At 64.2% G+C, this 17,745-nt stretch carries 21 protein-coding genes; 12 read left to right on the top strand and 9 right to left on the bottom strand.

Annotation, left to right across the window (positions count from 1 at the left end):
• Nucleotides 1-5 precede the first annotated feature (5 nt).
• Both IEX78_RS11580 and IEX78_RS11585 read left to right on the top strand, forming a co-directional pair.
• Entirely contained in the window at nt 6-530 is a 525-nt protein-coding gene (locus IEX78_RS11580) for a DUF2505 domain-containing protein (protein WP_188828898.1), read from the top strand.
• Nucleotides 530-1,306 carry a class I SAM-dependent methyltransferase gene (locus tag IEX78_RS11585; RefSeq protein WP_188828899.1) on the top strand — a complete coding sequence of 259 codons (777 nt, stop codon included), beginning with the start codon at nt 530-532 and terminating at the stop codon, nt 1,304-1,306. Before IEX78_RS11580 ends, IEX78_RS11585 begins: the two co-directional genes overlap by 1 nt.
• Here IEX78_RS11585 and IEX78_RS11590 read toward each other — a convergent pair.
• Nucleotides 1,303-1,911, bottom strand: coding sequence for a type IV toxin-antitoxin system AbiEi family antitoxin (locus tag IEX78_RS11590; RefSeq protein WP_188828900.1), 609 nt, complete (start codon nt 1,909-1,911; stop codon nt 1,303-1,305). The genes IEX78_RS11585 and IEX78_RS11590 overlap by 4 nt on opposite strands.
• A gap of 106 nt (nt 1,912-2,017) precedes the next feature.
• Here IEX78_RS11590 and IEX78_RS11595 point away from each other — a divergent pair, with 106 nt between their 5' ends.
• Complete coding sequence (locus IEX78_RS11595; RefSeq protein WP_188828901.1) at nt 2,018-2,755, top strand: LmeA family phospholipid-binding protein; 738 nt, start codon at nt 2,018-2,020, stop codon at nt 2,753-2,755.
• Here the strand turns inward: IEX78_RS11595 and deoC are convergent.
• On the bottom strand, nt 2,752-3,438 hold the full coding sequence (deoC, locus tag IEX78_RS11600) for a deoxyribose-phosphate aldolase (protein WP_188828902.1): 687 nt from the start codon (nt 3,436-3,438) through the stop codon (nt 2,752-2,754). The two genes, IEX78_RS11595 and deoC, sit on opposite strands and share 4 nt — an antisense overlap.
• A 93-nt stretch (nt 3,439-3,531) precedes the next feature.
• On the opposite strand from deoC, the gene IEX78_RS11605 reads away from it, so the two are divergent.
• Nucleotides 3,532-4,059 (top strand): GNAT family N-acetyltransferase, encoded by a 528-nt coding sequence (locus IEX78_RS11605; protein WP_188828903.1) that lies wholly within the window; start codon nt 3,532-3,534, stop codon nt 4,057-4,059.
• Between the two features lie 2 nt (nt 4,060-4,061).
• Here the strand turns inward: IEX78_RS11605 and purU are convergent, their stop codons facing one another.
• The 6 genes from purU to IEX78_RS11635 all read right to left on the bottom strand — a co-directional run bounded on the left by purU (nt 4,062) and on the right by IEX78_RS11635 (nt 9,004).
• The gene (gene purU / locus IEX78_RS11610) at nt 4,062-4,952 is read right to left on the bottom strand and encodes a formyltetrahydrofolate deformylase (RefSeq protein ID WP_188828904.1); all 891 of its coding nucleotides are present in this window, start codon (nt 4,950-4,952) and stop codon (nt 4,062-4,064) included.
• A gap of 46 nt (nt 4,953-4,998) precedes the next feature.
• Nucleotides 4,999-6,060: an alpha/beta fold hydrolase gene (locus tag IEX78_RS11615; RefSeq protein ID WP_188828905.1), complete on the bottom strand. Its 1,062-nt coding sequence runs from the start codon at nt 6,058-6,060 to the stop codon at nt 4,999-5,001.
• 76 nt (nt 6,061-6,136) lie between these two features.
• Nucleotides 6,137-6,445 (bottom strand): DUF2516 family protein, encoded by a 309-nt coding sequence (locus tag IEX78_RS11620; RefSeq protein WP_188828906.1) that lies wholly within the window; start codon nt 6,443-6,445, stop codon nt 6,137-6,139.
• Between the two features lie 66 nt (nt 6,446-6,511).
• Nucleotides 6,512-7,150 carry a heparin-binding hemagglutinin gene (locus tag IEX78_RS11625; protein ID WP_188828907.1) on the bottom strand — a complete coding sequence of 213 codons (639 nt, stop codon included), beginning with the start codon at nt 7,148-7,150 and terminating at the stop codon, nt 6,512-6,514.
• The gene (locus IEX78_RS11630) at nt 7,147-7,605 is read right to left on the bottom strand and encodes a helix-turn-helix domain-containing protein (RefSeq protein WP_188828908.1); all 459 of its coding nucleotides are present in this window, start codon (nt 7,603-7,605) and stop codon (nt 7,147-7,149) included. Before IEX78_RS11630 ends, IEX78_RS11625 begins: the two co-directional genes overlap by 4 nt.
• Before the next feature lie 94 nt (nt 7,606-7,699).
• Complete coding sequence (locus IEX78_RS11635) at nt 7,700-9,004, bottom strand: DUF445 domain-containing protein (protein ID WP_229683891.1); 1,305 nt, start codon at nt 9,002-9,004, stop codon at nt 7,700-7,702.
• A 197-nt stretch (nt 9,005-9,201) separates the two neighbouring features.
• Between IEX78_RS11635 and IEX78_RS11640 the strand changes: the two genes are divergently transcribed.
• From IEX78_RS11640 to IEX78_RS11670, 7 genes are all read left to right on the top strand, one after another.
• Nucleotides 9,202-9,921 (top strand): TetR/AcrR family transcriptional regulator, encoded by a 720-nt coding sequence (locus IEX78_RS11640; RefSeq protein ID WP_188829535.1) that lies wholly within the window; start codon nt 9,202-9,204, stop codon nt 9,919-9,921.
• A 119-nt stretch (nt 9,922-10,040) separates the two neighbouring features.
• Nucleotides 10,041-11,456 carry an ABC1 kinase family protein gene (locus IEX78_RS11645; protein WP_188828910.1) on the top strand — a complete coding sequence of 472 codons (1,416 nt, stop codon included), beginning with the start codon at nt 10,041-10,043 and terminating at the stop codon, nt 11,454-11,456.
• A 9-nt stretch (nt 11,457-11,465) separates the two neighbouring features.
• The gene (locus tag IEX78_RS11650; RefSeq protein WP_188828911.1) at nt 11,466-12,707 is read left to right on the top strand and encodes a saccharopine dehydrogenase family protein; all 1,242 of its coding nucleotides are present in this window, start codon (nt 11,466-11,468) and stop codon (nt 12,705-12,707) included.
• Entirely contained in the window at nt 12,704-13,336 is a 633-nt protein-coding gene (locus IEX78_RS11655; protein ID WP_188828912.1) for a class I SAM-dependent methyltransferase, read from the top strand. Before IEX78_RS11650 ends, IEX78_RS11655 begins: the two co-directional genes overlap by 4 nt.
• Before the next feature lie 37 nt (nt 13,337-13,373).
• Nucleotides 13,374-14,261: a PPK2 family polyphosphate kinase gene (locus IEX78_RS11660; protein ID WP_188828913.1), complete on the top strand. Its 888-nt coding sequence runs from the start codon at nt 13,374-13,376 to the stop codon at nt 14,259-14,261.
• Entirely contained in the window at nt 14,245-14,991 is a 747-nt protein-coding gene (locus IEX78_RS11665; RefSeq protein WP_229683892.1) for a thioredoxin domain-containing protein, read from the top strand. Before IEX78_RS11660 ends, IEX78_RS11665 begins: the two co-directional genes overlap by 17 nt.
• Complete coding sequence (locus IEX78_RS11670; protein ID WP_188828915.1) at nt 14,988-15,554, top strand: vitamin K epoxide reductase family protein; 567 nt, start codon at nt 14,988-14,990, stop codon at nt 15,552-15,554. Before IEX78_RS11665 ends, IEX78_RS11670 begins: the two co-directional genes overlap by 4 nt.
• Nucleotides 15,555-15,557: 3 nt before the next feature.
• Here the strand turns inward: IEX78_RS11670 and IEX78_RS11675 are convergent, their stop codons facing one another.
• Nucleotides 15,558-16,634 (bottom strand): S1C family serine protease, encoded by a 1,077-nt coding sequence (locus IEX78_RS11675; protein ID WP_188828916.1) that lies wholly within the window; start codon nt 16,632-16,634, stop codon nt 15,558-15,560.
• Nucleotides 16,635-16,686: 52 nt separating this feature from the next.
• Here IEX78_RS11675 and IEX78_RS11680 point away from each other — a divergent pair, with 52 nt between their 5' ends.
• Nucleotides 16,687-17,739, top strand: coding sequence for an NAD(P)-dependent alcohol dehydrogenase (locus tag IEX78_RS11680; RefSeq protein WP_188828917.1), 1,053 nt, complete (start codon nt 16,687-16,689; stop codon nt 17,737-17,739).
• Nucleotides 17,740-17,745: the final 6 nt, after the last annotated feature.

The raw sequence follows: 17,745 nt of genomic DNA on the forward strand, positions 1-17,745 counted from the left end.
TCCTCATGGCACGTCGACTTGATTACTCAGCTCGCTACCCGCTGCACACCACTGAGGAGCTGTACGCGGCACTGCGGAGCCGGGACTATTGGGAAGCGCGCGTCGCCGAAATGCGCAAGTACTCGCCGCACAACGAAGTGGTGAGTCACGAGGTCACCGACGACGGCATCGACGTTGTGCTCGCGCATACGCTGCCGCGCGAGATGCTGCCCGAGATTGCCCAGGCCGTGATGCGCAAGGACATGGTCATCACGCGCAAGGAGAGCTGGGGTCGGTTCAACGGCGAGGAGACCGAGGGTCGTTTCTCGGCGTCGATCCCGGCCGGTCCCGGCAGCCTCAACGGCACGATCCGACTTTTCCCCACCGAAACCGGAACGACGATGCGCTTCTCGCCGACGGCGAAGGTGTTCATTCCGATGGTCGGTCCGCGCCTTGAGCAGCTCATGCTGGTGAATCTCGTCGACCTGTTCCGTGCCGAGCAGGAAGAAACCCTGCGCTGGCTCGACGAGGCAGCGGCTGCCGCTTCCTAGTGGCACCCAAGCCCGTTGGCACCATCACGCGCGGCACAACCGGCGTCAACCGGTTGCGTCGCAGCGATCGCTGGTTGGTGCACGACCCGCTGGTCCGCGAACGGCTGACCACCGCGCCCAACCCGCTCGTCGTCGACCTCGGGTATGGCGCGGCGCCGTGGACCACCTTCGAACTCGCGGCGCGGTTGCGCACGGTCGTGCCTGACCTGCCGGTGGTCGGGTTGGAAATCGACCCCGCTCGCGTGGTCGAAGGTCGCGACAACGTGCGTTTCGCGCGTGGCGGGTTCGAATTGGCCGGTCTCCGACCAACTTTGGTGCGCGCGTTCAACGTGTTGCGTCAGTACCCCGAAGACGCAGTGCCGGACGCGTGGGCGCGTATCCAAAGCAACCTCGCGCCAGGCGGCCTGTTCGTTGACGGGACCTGCGACGAACTTGGTCGCCGAAGCGCGTGGGTGCTGCTCGACAAGCACCGCCCGCTTTCGCTGACGCTTGCGTGGGACCCGTTCACCGTCGACCGACCGTCCGACATCGCCGAGCGACTGCCAAAAGTGTTGATCCACCGCAACATTGAGGGCGAACGCATTCACGCCCTGCTCACCGCGGCCGATCAAGCATGGGACCGCGCGGCCCCGCTCGCACCGTTTGGCCCGCGCGTCAGGTGGCGTGAAGCGGCGAAAACCTTGCGCGACAATGGCTTTCCCGTCCGCGAATACCGCCGTCGGATGCGCGACAACGTACTTTCCGTCCCGTGGGAAACCGTCGAACCGCGAAGCTAGAAAGCGGCCAACGCCCGGTGCAGTCGAGAAGCCCCACGCTCGGTTAACTCCTCAGCGCCCCACCGAATTTCGTGATTCGCACAGCGGCCGATCGCCAGCGCGTCGGCAACCACTTCATCCAAAGATGTTTGGGCGATCTCACTTTCGGCCAAATCGAGCACCGTGCGCACCGGCGTTGTCACCAAAAACGCGCCGCACGACTCCCAATCGTCGAAAACCAGCTTCCGCTTGGTCAACACCAGCCGAGGCGTGACCGGCACCCGCCCCGCCGACACCGACAGATGCAGAAACCGTGGCTCCAACTGCCCAATCCCATGCAGCTCGGCCGCACTCTGATACGAAACCACAGCGACCCCGTCGAACCATGCCGCCCACATCGCGTACTCGTCGAGCGGACCGTCCGGCCAATCGGCGAGGCGCATGATGCCAACCCCGGTCCGCGTGACCGTGCCATCCCCTAACGCGGCGCGTACCCGCTGCTCAGTGCCGGTTCGCAACACCTGACGGGTGGTAAAGAACCCGGCATGACGCCCAGCAAGTCGAAGTAATACCCGCCACCGATGCTCCGCCGTGCCGACCGTGCGGCGGGCCACCTCGCCAGTCATGGTTTCCAGGCTACGCCCACAAAAGTGCCCCAGGTCACATTTCGCTTACCAACGCTTTGCCAGGCCCTCAGAGCCGACTCAGAAAGATCGTGAAGAATCGGCAGCTATGAGCACGCAGACAACGAGCGATCCCAAGATTTCGCGACGGACGCTTCTAATCGCGCTAGGCGTGGTGGCGGCGCTGCTCGTCGCGGCGGTTGTTGGCACGGAAGCCTATGCGCGACACAAGATTTCGAGTTGCATCAGCAACGGGTTCGAGCAGAGCATGGGCTCGCGCATCGACGTTAGCTTCGGCCCAAAACCGATGCTGCTCTCCTACGTCGACGGCAAGGTGTCGTCGATGACGATCGACTCCGAAGACAATAAGTTCGGCCCGGCAATCGGAATGAATGTGCATGCGCAATTCAATGATGTCGAGATGAAAAACCGGGGTGCCGACGGTGCGACGATCGGCAGCTCAACAGCAACGGTCACCTGGAACAACGCGGGCATTCAGCAGACGCTCACCGGCATGGTTTCGGGCGTGAAGTCCTCGGCGAGTACGGGCCTGTTGACGCTGGACGTCCTCGGCGGACTCGCGCAACTTGAGGTGCAGCCCAAGGTCGTCAACGGCACAGTCGAAATCGAAACCAAGTCCGCCCAGTTCCTCGGCCTCGGTCTCCCAACCGACCTGGTGCAAAGCATCGTCGACACCTTCACGACCAGTTTCCAGAGCTACCCGCTTGGCCTGAAACCGACCTCGATCAAGGTCACCGACGACGGCCTCAAGGTCGACCTCGCTGGCGGCCACACCGACCTGCCCGCCGGTCAGAACCTCAGCGGCAACCAGCAGATCAAGTGCTAGCTATTCGCTAAACCCGCCGATTCACTAAACCCGTCGAGCACCGCCGCCGACTTCGACAGCCCTAGCCGCGTCGCGCCCGCCGCGATCATCGCGGCGGCGTCAGCGGCGGTGCGAATGCCACCGCTGGCTTTCACGCCAAGTCGGCCGCCGACCGTGCGGGCCATCAACTCGACCGCGTGCACGCTCGCGCCACCGGCGGGGTGGAACCCGGTCGACGTTTTCACGAAGTTCGCGCCGCCCTGTTCGGCGGCCTTGCACGCGCCGACGATCGCGTCGTCGTCGAGCGCGGCCGATTCGATGATCACCTTGAGTACGGCCTGGTCGTCGATCGCTTCGCGGACGGTGATCACGTCGGTGAGCACGGCGTTGAAGTCGCCAGCGGCAGCGGCACCGACATCGATGACCATGTCGACCTCGTGCGCGCCCTGCTGAACGGCGAGTCGCGCTTCAGCCCCCTTGACGAGCGAGTGGTGTTTACCTGACGGGAACCCGGAGACGGTGGCGATCACCAATCCGGGCGCGCGCACCGGCAACATCGACGGCGAAATGCAAATCGAGTACACACCAAGCGCACGCGCCTCAGCAATCAACGCGTCGACCTGCGCGGGCGTGGCTTCCGGGGCGAGCAGCGTGTGGTCGATCATCGCGGCAACGTCGGCGCGAGTTAGTTCCGAAACCGTCATGGCGTCGAGTCTGGCATAACACCGTTGCGCTGCGTCGCCCCGTTCGGCCACACTGATCACCTAGCAGTTCTCGGCCGACTGAAGGGTACGACCGTGCTGATCCGTCGCGAAAAACCAGAAGACGCCGCCGCTATCGCGGAAATCCACCGCCAAGCTTTCGCGCCGCATTATGCCGACGATCCGGCCGTCATCGAACCACCCGAAGTTGATCTTGTCGCGAAGCTACGCGCCGACGAGGCGTGGATGCCAACGCTGTCGTTTGTCGCTTCGCGGTATGACCGCATCGTCGGCCACGTCACGCTCACCCGCGCGGGCATCGGCCCGTTCCCCGTGCTCGCGCTTGGCCCGCTCGGTGTGCTGCCCGGGTATCAGAAATCCGGCATCGGCTCGGCACTCGTACACGCCGCCCTCGGCGCTGCCGACGCCCTCGATCAACCGATCATCGGTCTCGTCGGCGACCCGGCCTACTACTCGCGCTTCGGCTTCGTCCCCGGTTCGCGCCTTGGCATCACGCCCGACGTCGCCGACTGGGCACAGCATTTCCAGGTGCGCGCGCTCACCGCGTACGACGGCGCGCTCACCGGCGAATTCCGTTATCCCACTCCGTTTTACGAGCTATAGGGCTACTCGAAAACCACCGTGCGACGGCCGTGCACAAGCACGCGGCCCTCCAAATGCCAACGCAGTCCACGCGAAAGCACAACACGTTCGATATCGCGACCCTGGCGCACCATGTCGCGCACGTCGTCGGCATGGTCGACGCGAATCACGTCCTGCTCGATGATCGGGCCCGCGTCGAGTTCGGCGGTCACGTAATGACAGGTAGCGCCAATGAGTTTCACGCCGCGCGCGTGCGCCTGGTGATACGGCTTCGCGCCAACAAACGAAGGTAAGAAGCTGTGGTGAATGTTGATGGCCTTGCCAGCCCAGTACTCGCACAGGTCGGCAGGCAACACCTGCATGAAGCGGGCGAGGACAACCGCGTGCGGGTCGTGCCCGTCGACAAGCTCGCGCACCTGCTCGAACGCGGGACCACGCTCGGCCGGGTCTTTCGGGAACGGCACGTAGTGGAACTTCACGCCGTGCGCTTCGGTGATGCCAGCGAGGTCGGGGTGATTGCCGATCACGGCTTCGATCGTGGCGGGCAGTTCGCCGGAGTTCGCGCGACCGAGCAGGTCGTGCAGGCAGTGCCCGTCCTTGCTCACCAGCAGCACAACGCGACGCGGTTCGCCCGAGTCATGTAGCTCCCATTCGGTCTCGGGACCAAATTCGGCAGCCACCTCAGCGAAGCGCGTACGCAGCTCATCGGCATCAAACGGCACGGTCGACGCCTTGATCGCCTGTCGTGTGAAGAACCAGCCGATGTCACCGTCGGAGTGATAGCCGGCCTCCACGATCGAACCGCCGAAATCGGCGATGAACGAGGTGATCCGGGCGATGATGCCCGGCCGGTCAGGGCAGCCGAGCGTCAGCACGAAACGACGATCATCGGCGATGGCTGGGGCGGAACTCATCGTTCCATTATCCCAGGTCCGGACCGGCCGGTCGGCATCGAGGCAATTACCCGACGAGCTCGCCCTTGCGCGAATCCGCCGACACGTTCGACAACACCTCGGCCAGTTCAGCATTGAACAGGTCGTGACGTTCGACATTGCCAAGGTGACCGGTCGGCAGCACCTTGTGCTTGGCGAGCGTGCCGACGCCGCGCAGGAGTTCAGCGATGCGCTCGGCGTGCAGCGGCGGCGTCATGTCGTCGCGGTCGCCAGCGAGGACGGTGGTCGGCACCGAGAAGTTGGCGGCGGCGTCGCCCAAGCTCAGGCGGGTGAGCAGCAGCCCGTAGCGCGAACGCGTCATCATCCGACAGCCACGAACCACCGAAAGCGCGTAGTCGAGCTTGGTGCGCGGGGTGTCGACGGTCATAACCTGACTCGCGAAAAGCTTGCGTACCGGCGCGATCGGCGGGAAGACAACCGGCGTGCCGAGGATGACCTTGCCGAGCCAGCCCGGCGTAGGAATTTGGCGGCCACCGAGCACCGCGAGCGGGCGGTTCAGGCCGGGGACCATCGTCGAAACCTCGACAAGCGAGTGCGCGCCGGTGTTGGTCAGCACAATCGCTTCGGCGTGTTCGGCGACCCGCTCGGGGTAGCGACCAGCCCACGCGATCAGCGTCATGCCGCCCATCGAGTGACCGACGAGCGTCGCGCGCTGGCCGGGTAGCAGCACGGCGTTGAGCACGTCTTCAAGATCATCAGCGAGGATGTTGGTGCTCGGGTTGGCATAACCATCGGTGCTTTCGCCGTGGCCGCGCGTGTCGTAAGCGACGACGCGGTACTCGTCGGCGAAGGCGTTGATCTGGGCGTTCCAGTACTCAATCGAGCAGGTCCAGCCGTGGATCAACACCACGACCGGCGCGTCGACCGGGCCGTAGGCGTGCACACGCAGCCGGGCACCGTCGGCAGTGACGACGGGGATGACGTCCGGGCGAACCCGAGGCGGGTCGAACGCGGGCGTCGCGTAGGTACGCGTCCGCAGGTCGGCCCTATGGGCCGCGAGGGTCGTCTCTACCAGCACCGATGCCCGTCGGGCGAGGTCGGTGACAGCCGTCGGCAACATTGCGCGCATCGGCACACTCCTTTGTGTTACTCAGAGAAACAGTAACACCGTGTACCGGGATCGCGCGAGAGCCAATTCGCGGTAATTACCAGCCAGATCCCCCGCGCTGAATCTCGTCGACCTTCGGTCGCACGTCAGCGAGATAGACGCCCGACGCGACGACGGCGATGAAGGCGAGCAGCCCAAAACTGCCCGCGGCGAGCAACAACAGCAGCAGCGAACCAGCGAGAATCGCCAGCCACGCGGGCTTGCTCAACTTTCCGGTCGCGGTAAACGCGTCTTGGCGCTGACGGACCGCATGAACCAGCGCGAAGACCGTCATGCCGAGCGCGACGAGCCAGATCAGCCACATAAGGGCAGCTTGAATACCAAACGCGATAGCCACGCTGTCCATCGTAATGACAAAGCGGCCCCGCACACGCGATTGTGTGCGGGGCCGCTTTTGCGCGAGTAGAGGCTATTACGCCTGCTTGGGCGCGGCCTTCTTCGCGGGCGCCTTCTTGGCGGCAGCCTTCTTGGCGGGTGCCTTCGGGGCCGAGGTCTCCTCGGTGACCGCGACAACCTCGGCTTCGACGGTCTCGGCGACGGTGGCGGCCTCGGCGGCAACCTCAGCCTTGCCGCGGCCGATCAGGCCACCGACCTTGGTGATCGCGTCTTCGGCACGGGCCGACGCATCCTTGTAGAGGGTCTCAACGCGACCGATGCGCTCTTCGACGGCCGGGGTGGCGCGCAGCCGGTCGACGGTCTCCTCGCCGCGAGCAGCAAGGTCGGTGTAGATGTCGAGTGCCTGCTGGAAGTACTTCTCAGCCAGGGTGCGCAGCTCTTCGGTGGTGAGCTTCTCGCGCAGCTCTGCCAGGTCCTCGGGCAGCTCGGACGGCAGCGCGGTGATGCGGCCGCGCAGGGTCTCGAACTGAGCCGTCACGTCGGCGGGCACGTTGGCGATACGGCCACGGGCCTCGTCAACGCGCGCCTGCACATCGGCGGTGGTGACGCGGGTACGCACGTCAGCGAACACATCGTTCACGGCAGCGTAGATGGCGTCGCCCGCACCAACGGTGGCGAAAAGCGGCTTGGTCACGGTTGCGGTCTTCTCGGTCATAAGTTTTCGTTCTCCTGGCGTGGCGGAGTGTCAGTTGTCGTGAACGAAACTTCGCTGTCTCGTTCGTTCCCCCCTGAGCCGGTTGTTTCCCCGTTTTCCCGACGAAACGACTCGTAAATCTCCAGCAACACCTGTTTTTGTCGTTCCGTCACCGAGGTGTCGGCCAACAAGGCGTCGCGGACCGGGCTGTGCGGACGCTGCTCAAGATAACCGGCCCGCACGTACAACACTTCCGAAGAAACCCGCAGCGCCTTGGCGATTTGGGTCAGCACTTCGGCTGAGGGGTTGCGCAATCCGCGTTCGATTTGGCTCAGGTACGGATTGCTCACCCCCGCCAGAGCAGCGAGCTGACGCAGGGACACCTGCGCGGCTTCGCGCTGGGCCCTGATGAAACCTCCGATGTCTTGAGCCGCGTGCGCTACACGACCCTCCGAACCTTCGGGTTGGTCTTTCATCACTCACCTTCTGGCGGTTGTACGGTCAATACTAGGTGCGAGTGCTAGCTATTGCAAGCGCTTTTGTTAGCACCTGTCGGGCAACTGCCCAGTGTCAGTGGAACAACAGCTGCGAAATCGTGTAAATCGCCAGGCCCGCAAGCGAACCGACGACAGTGCCGTTGATCCTGATGAACTGCAAATCACGCCCGACCTGCAACTCGATCTTCTTACTCGCCTCGTCGGCATCCCAGCGGGCGACCGTATCGGTTACCAGCGTAGTGATCTCAGCGCTGTAGTTACTCACTAGATAACGCGCGCCGCGGTCGATCCAGCCATCAACCTTGGCGCGCATCTCCGGGTCGTCGCGCAAGCGCTCGCCAAGGCTTTGCACGTTCTCAGCGACCTTGCGCCGCAACGTGGAATTGGGATCGTCGGCCGACTCCAGAATCAGTCGCTTGGCCGCGCGCCACGTCGCCGAGGCCATGCCGGTGATCTGTTCGCGGCCCATGATCTCGGCCTTGACCTTCTCCGCCTTGGCGATCAGGGCGGGGTCGTGTTGCAGGTCTTCAGCGAATTCAAACGCGAATCTGTTTGCCGCTTGGCGCAATTCGTGATCGGGGTTGCTGCGAACCTTCCAGGTGAACTCGACGAGTTCGCGGTAAATGCGTTCCGAGAGCAGGGTGTTGACGAACTTCGGTGCCCACTGCGGCGCGTCACGTTCGACGATGCGATCGACAGTCTCCTGCGAACCGAGCGCCCACTGATGCGCGCGCTCAGCAAGCAGGTCGATGAGCGGCAGCTGGCGATTGTCGGCGATGAGCTCTTCGAGCACCCGCCCAATCGGCGGTCCCCACAGCGGTTCGGCGATGCGTTTGACGATGGTCGCGTCGATAACTTGCTCAACGTCTTCATCGCGCAACGTGCCGACGATCGCGCGCAGGATGGTCGCGCTTTCCTGGGCGACGCGCGCGGCGTTCTGCGGCTGGGCCATCCAACTGCCGACCCGCAGCGAGATCTGCGCGGCGTCAAGTCGGGCTGACACCACGTCGGGCGCGAGGAAGTTAGCCCCGACGAACGCGCCAAGCTGTTCGCCAAGTTGATCTTTTTTCTTGCGAATGATGGCCGTATGCGGGATCGGCAGGCCGAGCGGATGCCGGAACAGCGCGGTGACGGCGAACCAGTCGGCGAGCGCGCCAACCATGCCCGCCTCCGACGCCGCACGCACGTACCCGACCCACTCGCCGCCACCCCCGCGCGATTCGAGCCACCGGCACAGCAGATACACAATCGTCGCGGCCAGCAAAAAGCTGGTCGCGAGGGCCTTCATCTTGAACAGGTCGCGACGTTTGCCTTCCTCGTCGACCATCATCGAGAAACCGGCGGCCGTCGTGGCCTGGGCTCCGGGAGCAGTCTGCATGGCCCCCATTGTGCTACCTCGATCCGACACGGCTGACTACGCGCGGGTAAGCGCGAAGGTGTGGTAAATGCCGCAACGTCGCCCAATAGCGTGCTTCGACACATATGCGACGCCTAAGCTAAGAAGCGAGTAAGGCCGCGCCCCCGCAGCAAATCGGACTTGAGGAGTCGTCGTTGTCCACCGAGGATCTCGTCGCGATCGGCGAAAAGCCAGCTCGAGCCGCCTCCGCGCGTGGCAGCAATAACAGCGCTGACGGCCGCAAGCAGCGTTGGCGTCAACACAAAATCGACCGGCGCGAAGAGTTGGTCGACGGCACATTAGCCGCCATTCGCGTGCGCGGCTCCGGTGCCGGCATGGACGAGATCGCCACCGAAATCGGTGTATCGAAAACCGTGCTCTACCGCTACTTCGCCGACCGAAACGACCTGGTCCAGGCAACGATGGAACGGTTCATCGAAACCACCATGCTGCCTCGGGTTTACGGTGCGATCAGCGTCGACGCCGATGAATACGCGCTGGTGCGCGCCGCGATGACCGAGTATGTCGGCACCGTTGCCGACGACCCTGAGGTCTACCGCTTCATCATGACCAACGGCACCGGCGACACGTCTTCGCTCGCCGGGTTCGAACGTCTCTTCGCCGAGGTCGTCGCGACAGTCCTGATCGACCGTGGCGGCTCGCACAACATCCGCACCGACGGCGCGATGCTGTGGAGTTACGTGATCGTCGGCGGCATTCAACTGGCAACGCACTGGTGGACGACAACTGATGCGGCAATGCCGCGCGAATCCGTCATCGACTACCTCACGATGATCACGTGGAGCGCCATCGAGGGCATCGCCCGCACCGGCGGCGAACCCGAGCGCTTCAACGCGGTCACGCACAAGCTCCCCAAGGGCCCCACCGAACCGTTCTGACCAGCGCCGATGCCCTGACGGCCCGCCCTGCGCAGTGTTGGCCGTCACCGTTGGCTACGCTAATGGCGAGCGGTACGCTGTGGCTTGCGTCACCGTTGGGCACCAACGGAGGTTCCTCGATGGCAAAGAACGTGCCGACTTCGCGGTTGGCCCGCGGCACGAAACTCGGGGCTGTCGCAGCGGGCTCGATTATCCGCTCGAAAAAGACCAGGTTGTCGATGGCTGGTCGGTCGGAGGCCGTCCGCGCTCGCATGGCTGAGGAATCGATGATCCGCACCACCGAACAGGTGGTCATGGTGCTTGGCACCATGAAGGGCGTCGCGATGAAGCTGGGCCAGATGATGTCGGTGCTCGACTTGGATCTGGTCCCCGACGCCCATCGCGAGCGATTCCAGCAGCGGCTTGCCGTCCTGCGCAATGCCGCGCCGACCGTTTCCTTCGACGCGATGCGCGCGGTGATGGAAGCCGAGTACGGCTGCCCGATCAGCGAGGTTTTCGCCGAATTCGACCCCGCAGCCATCGCGTCGGCATCGATCGGTCAGGTGTATCGGGCCACCCTGCACGACGGGCGCAAGGTCGCGGTCAAGGTGCAGTACCCGGGCGTCGACGTCGCGGTGCGCGCGGACCTGAAGAACCTCACCCTGTTTCGGCGCGTGCTCGCTTCGGCGATGCCGTGGATCACGCCCGCGGTGCTCGACGAGCTCAAGCTGAATATGGAAAGCGAACTCGACTACGCCGCCGAGGCACGTACCCAATCCGAAATCGCCGCCCTTTATCGCGGCCACCCGTTCATCATGGTTCCCGATTCGGTGCCTGAGCTGTCGAATACGCGGGTGCTGGTCAGCGAATTCGTCGACGGCATCGGCTTTGACGCCATGCGCGCGCTGCCCGAAGCCGAACGCGACCGCATCGGCGAAATCATCTACCGCTTTTACGTCGGTTCGCTGTTCACCTTCAACGAGTTCTGCGGTGACCCGCACCCGGGCAACGTGCTGCTCGCGCCCGACGGACGCGTGACCTTCCTCGACTTCGGGCTGTTCAATCGCATGGACCCGAAGATGGTCGAATTCGAAAAGCAGTGCTTGCGCGCGGCTGCTGAGGAACGCTCGGAAGACCTGCGCCAGTTGATGATTGATCGAGGTGTGCTCGATTCGCCCGACGAGATCGGTGCCGACGAGTGTCTCGAGTACGTACTTTCAGCATCCGAATGGTGCCTGCTCGACCAACCGATCACCATCACGCCCGAATTGGCAAGTGGCGCCTTCCTTCTCGCTGTCGACCCGCGAGCAAGCGAGTTCACCGGAATGAAGCAGCAGAATCTCCCGCCCGAGCACCTGTTCTCCCGTCGCGCCGACTTCCTCACCTTCGGCATGCTCGGCCAGCTCGGGTGTACCAGCAACTGGCACGGCATCGCGCGCGAATGGCTCTACGGTGAGCCGCCTCGCACGGAACTCGGTGTGGCTCACCATGATTGGCTTGCCAGCAAGCCACGTAAACCCGCACGCAAGTCGCGCGCTACCAAACGTGCCAACTGAAAGGCCACCATGTCTTCCCGCGAGTTCGACCTCATTCTGTTTGGCGCGACCGGTTTCGTCGGCAGGCTCACCGCTGAATACCTGACTACGGCGCTGCCGGAGGGTGCCCGCGTCGCGATCGCGGGCCGCACCATCGAAAAGCTCGTCGATACCCGCGCCGAACTTGGTCCGATCGCCGCGAACTGGGGACTTGTCGTTGCCGACTCGTCGGACCCCACGTCGCTTGCCGCGATGGCCGCGCGCACCAAGGTTGTCGTCACCACCGTCGGCCCGTACCTGCGTTACGGCCGTGGGCTTGTCGGCGCGTGCGCCGCCGCTGGCACCCATTACGCCGACCTCACCGGCGAACCGTTGTTCATTCACGACATCGTTGAACGGTACGAGGGCATCGCGCTCGAAACCGGCGCAAAGATCGTGAATTCCTGCGGCTACGACTCGATTCCGTCGGATCTGAGCGTGTACGAGATCTACCGTGCCACCGTCGCCGACGACACCGGCGAGCTTGAAGACACCACGCTCGTCGCTTCACTCAAGGGCGGAATGAGCGGCGGCACCATCGATTCCGGCCGCGCGATGATGGAAGACGTTGCCGCCGACGGCAAACGAGCTCGCATCCTCGCGCACCCGTACTCGCTGAGCCCCGACCGCGCGCTTGAGCCCGACCTCGGTCGCCAGTCCGACCAGGCGTTCGCGCGGGCGGCATCGATCGATCCGAGCCTCGACGGCTGGGTCACCACCTTCATCATGGCCCAGCACAACACCAAGATCGTGCGTCGCTCGAACGGCCTGCTCGGCTGGCCTTACGGCAAGCAGTTCCGCTACCGCGAGGTGATGAGCGCTGGTCGGTCGAAGGCCGCGCCGCTGGTCGCGGCCGGTGTCGCGGGCGGCATCGTCGCGGGGATGGCGTCGGGCGCGGTGCTGTCGCGGGTGTCGCTTGGCCGCAAGTTGCTCGATCGCATCCTGCCCAAGCCGGGCACCGGGCCAAGCGAAGCGGCACGCAAGAGCGGCTGGTTCCAGATGCGCACCTTCGCCCGCACCAGCTCGGGCGCGAAGTATGAGGCGACCTTCGCGGGCAAGGGCGACCCCGGTTACCAGGCGACCGCCGTGCTGCTCGGCCACGCTGGCCTGAGCCTCGCGTTCGACGAATTACCCGCGCGCGCAGGCATTCTCACGCCCGCCGCCGCGATGGGCGAAGCACTCACCGACCGTCTGCGCGGCGCGGGCATGACGATCGAGGTCAAGCGCGCATGAACCTGGCCCGCAAAACGATGAACGCGCCCGCGCTAGCGGCGGTGTACGAGCACGCGTGGCGACCGTCGCTGTTTTGGTTGGCCAGTGGCCGAACCACCGAAACCGACCGACGCGACGCGGTCACGTCACTGCGCCTCGACGGAAACCAGCGCGTGCTCGACATCGCTTGCGGCCCCGGAAATTTCACACGCTATCTCAGCAACCACCTCAATGACGACGGCTATGCGATCGGGGTCGACTACTCGACCCCGATGCTGGCGCGAGCCGTCGTCGACAACGCCGGCCCGCGCGTCGGGTACCTGCGCGGCGACGCGCGCACGCTCCCCTTCGCCGACGGCACCTTCGACGCCGTCTGCTGCTTCGGCGCGCTGTATTTGATCCCCGACCCCATCGCGGCGACGCGCGAGATGATTCGCGTGCTCGCGCCCGGCGGCCGGTTGGCGATCAGTACCAGCTTCCACACCGACAACATGTTCGGTCACACCGCGAAGGCGGTCGCGAGCCTCAGCGGGCTTCGCCTCTTCGACCGCGACACCTTCCCGAAGCTGTTCGCCGAGGAAGGGCTCGTCGACATCAACCAGCGCGTGCATCGGTTCTTGCAATACGTCGACGCCACGCGCCCGGCCTGACCGGGCCGTTTGCCCGCGCCCGGTACCGTCGGATGACATGACGGCTGACCGCTGGACCGAACCCGCGATCACGGCACTCAACGCAACGGGAGTGCGCGTCGACGCAATGAATCGCTCGTCAACGCCGGGTTTCCCCGGCGACAAGCACCACGGCGAGAAAGCACTGCACGACATCGAGCCGGAGTTGGCGACGCTGCAATTGCAGCTGTACGCCAACGGCCGCGCTGGCGGCAAAGACAGCCTGCTGCTGATCTTGCAGGGCACCGACTGCTCGGGTAAGTCGAGCCTGGTCCGCCACGTTTTTCGCGGTCTCGACCCGCAGGGCCTTGAGTATCACGCCTTCCGCGTGCCAACGCCGATCGAACGCGATCACAATTACCTGTGGCGCATTCAAAAGGCTTTGCCGCTGCCGGGCAAGCTGTCGATTTTCGACCGGTCGCAATACGAGGACATCATCGTCCCACGCGTGCACAACACACTGCCCAAAGAAATCTGGGAACGTCGATACGACGAGATCAATTCGTTTGAACGCATGGTCACCGACGCGGGAACAACGATCGTCAAACTCATGCTCTTCATTTCCCCCGAAGAACAGGCCAAACGGCAGCGCGCGCGGTTGGAAAATCCGGCGAAGTACTGGAAATTCGATCCCTACGACGTCACCCAGCACGCGTACTGGGATCAATTCCAAGAGGCGTATCAGTCGGTACTCGACCGCACCAACACCGATTACGCACCCTGGTACGCCATTCCCGCCGACCACAAGTGGTACACCCGGTTGGCTGCCGCCGAAATCCTGATCGCACACTTACGGAAACTCGATTTGGGTTGGCCGCCAGCCGAATTCAACGTCGAAGAACAACTCCACCGCCTCGATGACGCGGTCATTCACTCGAAAGGGAACGCCGGTGACAACCCCTCGTAGGAACCCGCTTGCCGAAGCCGAGGCTGCCGATCGCAAACGCAAGCTCGCGATTCAGATCGGTGTCGGCGCGGTACTCGTCGCTCTTATCGCCGCGATCGGCATTGGTTTCGCGGTGAAGAAGAAAGACGACGATGCCGCGGTCGCGCCCCCGGTCGCCGCGCAAATTCCCGCGACCGGCGGTTCGGTCACCGAGGCCGGCACGATTCTCGTTGGCGACCCGAACGCCAAGGTCAAGGTGAAGATTGTTGCCGATCTCCAGTGCCCAGCGTGCAAGCAGTTCGAAGCGGCCAACGGCGTCGCGGTCGCCCAGGCTGCCGCCGCTGGCACCGCGTCGGTTGAGTACCAGATCATTTCGTTCCTGGATAAGGCGTCGACGAATCAGTACTCGTCGCGCGCGGCCAATGCCGCCTACTGCGTCGCTAAATCCGACGTCAGCAAGTTCCAGGGCTGGTTGCAGACGATGTTCGAAAAGCAGACGCCCGAGGGCGGCGCGGGGCTCAGCAACGAGGAGTTGGTGAAGATCGCAGTCGGTGCCGGTTACACCGACCCTGCCGTCGCCACCTGCATCAATGACCGTCCATACGCGAATTTCGTCACCCAGACAACGCAGTCGGCGCTCGCTGGCGGCGTGAAGTCGACCCCGTCGGTGTACATCAACGGCCAACTCCAGCAGTCGGACGACTTGTTCACCGAAAACGGGATGACCTCGCTTATCAACGCGGCAAAGTGATCACCGCTTCATCGAAGTCAGCCTGGCTGGTGCTGCTAGCTGGGCTGGCGGGGTGGCTCGCCTCGTGCACGCTCACCTACGAACGCTTCAAACTGTTCGTCAACCCGGCTTACAAAGCGTCATGCAGCATCAATTCGGTGCTGTCGTGCGGGTCGGTGATGAAGGCCGAGCAGGCTGCGGTTTTCGGATTTCCAAACCCGCTGATCGGCATTGTCGCCTTTTCCGTCGTTGTCACGCTTGGCGTGTTAGCCGTGCTCGGCGTTGGTTTTCCGCGCTGGATTTGGATCGCGCTGTGGGGCGGCACGGTGCTCGGGATCGCTGGTATTTGCTGGCTGATTTTCCAAAGTCTGTACCGCATCAACGCGCTGTGTCCGTACTGCATGGTCGTGTGGGTCGCGACGCCGCTGCTGTTCGCCGCGACGACGAAGATCGCGTTTGGGTCGTCGCGTGGAGTGCTTCGAGTGCTCTGTGAATGGCGATGGACGCTCGTCGCGGTGTTTTACGCGGCGGTTGTCGTGCTGGTTTTCCTCAACTTCCAGGATTACTGGACTTCGCTTTTCTGAGATCTAGCTTGGTGTTCCTCGCGCGAGCGTCACCGTGACCGTGCGCGTGTTCCCATCCGGCCCGCGCAAGTCGATGCGAATGGTCTCCGCTGGTTTGCGCTTGCTGATCGCGGTCGTGAGCGCGCGTGCGGTGGTGATGGTTTGCCCGTCGACGGCGGTGATGGTGTCGCCGTCGACAATTCCGGCGGCCTGCGCTGGTTGCCCGTGGAAAGCCCAGTCGACGCGTGCGCCGCTCGGTTGCGCGTCGGTAATCTGCACGCCGAGCGTCGCGGTCGGGCCGATGTGCACGGTTTCGGTTGGCGTTCCCGAGCGGATTTGTTCAACGATGCGCATCGCGGTGTCGATCGGCACCGCGTAGCCGTTGCCTGGACCAGGCGTTTTGTCGCCGGAGGCAGCGGTAACGACGCCCACAACCGCGCCCGTTCCGTCGGCAAGCGCGCCGCCGGACTGTCCGCCGACGACGGGCGCGGCAACTTCGACCATCCCGCGCAACGCCTTGCGACTGAGGTCGGCGGAGTTCATCGCGACAATCGACGCGTCGAGCGCGGTGATCGGTCCCGCCACCGCGGTCGGGTCGCCGCCGTCGCCACCGGCGTTGCCGATCGCGAGAACATCCTGTCGAATTCGCAGGTCAGCGGAGCTGCCAAGGCGCGCGGTCGGTAGTCCGGACGCACCGGCGAGCGAGACAAGCGCGATGTCGTTGCTTGAGTCGTAACCCAGCACGGTGCCCTCGTAAATGAGCCCGTTGCCAACATCGGTGACCTTCACCGAATTGGCACCCTTAATTACGTGATGGCTGGTGAGCACCTGCCCATCTTGGGTGAGGACGATGCCGGTGCCCGCCGCGCCACCGCCGAAGGGACCGGTCGTCACATCGATGTCGACCAGCACTTTCCGCACGTCAGCGGCCACCGCGGGGGCGTCGAGCGCGGGCGGATCCGCGTATTGCGCCTGCGCGACAAACCCACCTGGTTGCCCATCGACGCCTACCTCGCCGCGCCAACCAACGAACGCGGCGACCCCAAACAGCACGACGACTAGCGTCGCGATCAGCCGTAGCGCAGCTCTCACCCCATCCATTGTCACGGTCGTCGGCTACCGCTGGGTCTCGATCAGGTGTAGGCATGTCTGCATGAGTACTGCTGCGGCTTACGCCATTCCCGCCGCCGATGGCGCGTTCGAAAAAATCACGATCAACCGCCGCGACGTCGGCCCTGACGACGTGCTCATCGACGTGAAATTCGCTGGCATCTGCCACTCCGACATCCACACCGCGCGCAACGAATGGGGTGGCACGAACTACCCGTGCGTGCCGGGTCACGAAATCGCGGGCATCGTCGCCGCTGTTGGCTCCGACGTGCGCGATTTCAAGGTTGGCGACCGCGTTGGTGTCGGCTGCCTCGTCGGGTCGTGCGGCGTGTGCGCGCCCTGCCTAGCCGGCGAAGAGCAGTACTGCGCGAAGGGCGCGACCTGGACCTATAACTCCCGCGTCCCCGAATCCGCCCAGTCGAACGGCTACACGCTCGGCGGGTATTCGACCCAGATCGTGGTCAGCGAGTCGTTCGTTGTCGGCATTCCCGAAGGCATCGGTCTCGACGTCGCCGCGCCCCTGTTGTGCGCTGGCGTGACACTGTATTCGCCGCTCAAGCACTGGAACGCGGGGCCTGGCAAGAAGGTCGCGATCATCGGCATGGGCGGGCTTGGGCACGTCGGCGTGAAAATCGCGCACGCGTTGGGTGCGGAAGTGACCGTGCTGAGCCAGTCGCTACGCAAGCGCGACGACGGCCTTCGCATGGGTGCCGACCACTATTACGCGACGGCCGATCGCGAGACATTCCGTTCGCTGCGTGGGCAATTCGACCTGATCATCAACACGGTTTCGGCGAATCTGCCGATCGACGACTACCTTCGCCTGCTCGCCGTCGACGGCACGCTGGTGATCCTTGGCCTGCCTGACCAGCCGTTAAGCGTCACCGGACGCAATCTCGCCGGGTTCCGTCGCTCGCTCGCCGGGTCGATGATCGGCGGCATCGCGCAAACTCAGGAAATGCTCGACTTCTGCGCCGCGCACGGTATCGGCGCGGAAATCGAACTCATCTCGGCCGACGAAATCGATTCCGCGTACGAGCGCGTGGTCGCGAGCGACGTGCAGTACCGCTTCGTGATCGACGCCGCGACCATCTAGTACCAG

It is taken from the genome of Nocardia camponoti (genome assembly GCF_014646135.1).
GTDB classification, from domain to species: Bacteria; Actinomycetota; Actinomycetes; order Mycobacteriales; family Mycobacteriaceae; genus Nocardia; species Nocardia camponoti.

Coding starts and splice junctions, on each gene's coding strand:
- IEX78_RS11635 (WP_229683891.1), bottom strand. CDS start 9,004: ATGCAGACTGCTCCCGGAGCCCAGGCCACGACGGCCGCCGGTTTCTCG.
- IEX78_RS11580 (WP_188828898.1), top strand. CDS start 6: ATGGCACGTCGACTTGATTACTCAGCTCGCTACCCGCTGCACACCACT.
- IEX78_RS11650 (WP_188828911.1), top strand. CDS start 11,466: ATGTCTTCCCGCGAGTTCGACCTCATTCTGTTTGGCGCGACCGGTTTC.
- IEX78_RS11620 (WP_188828906.1), bottom strand. CDS start 6,445: ATGGACAGCGTGGCTATCGCGTTTGGTATTCAAGCTGCCCTTATGTGG.
- IEX78_RS11625 (WP_188828907.1), bottom strand. CDS start 7,150: ATGACCGAGAAGACCGCAACCGTGACCAAGCCGCTTTTCGCCACCGTT.
- IEX78_RS11680 (WP_188828917.1), top strand. CDS start 16,687: ATGAGTACTGCTGCGGCTTACGCCATTCCCGCCGCCGATGGCGCGTTC.
- purU (WP_188828904.1), bottom strand. CDS start 4,952: ATGAGTTCCGCCCCAGCCATCGCCGATGATCGTCGTTTCGTGCTGACG.
- IEX78_RS11655 (WP_188828912.1), top strand. CDS start 12,704: ATGAACCTGGCCCGCAAAACGATGAACGCGCCCGCGCTAGCGGCGGTG.
- IEX78_RS11645 (WP_188828910.1), top strand. CDS start 10,041: ATGGCAAAGAACGTGCCGACTTCGCGGTTGGCCCGCGGCACGAAACTC.
- IEX78_RS11630 (WP_188828908.1), bottom strand. CDS start 7,605: ATGAAAGACCAACCCGAAGGTTCGGAGGGTCGTGTAGCGCACGCGGCT.
- IEX78_RS11590 (WP_188828900.1), bottom strand. CDS start 1,911: ATGACTGGCGAGGTGGCCCGCCGCACGGTCGGCACGGCGGAGCATCGG.
- IEX78_RS11660 (WP_188828913.1), top strand. CDS start 13,374: ATGACGGCTGACCGCTGGACCGAACCCGCGATCACGGCACTCAACGCA.
- deoC (WP_188828902.1), bottom strand. CDS start 3,438: ATGACGGTTTCGGAACTAACTCGCGCCGACGTTGCCGCGATGATCGAC.
- IEX78_RS11675 (WP_188828916.1), bottom strand. CDS start 16,634: ATGGATGGGGTGAGAGCTGCGCTACGGCTGATCGCGACGCTAGTCGTC.
- IEX78_RS11615 (WP_188828905.1), bottom strand. CDS start 6,060: ATGCGCGCAATGTTGCCGACGGCTGTCACCGACCTCGCCCGACGGGCA.
- IEX78_RS11595 (WP_188828901.1), top strand. CDS start 2,018: ATGAGCACGCAGACAACGAGCGATCCCAAGATTTCGCGACGGACGCTT.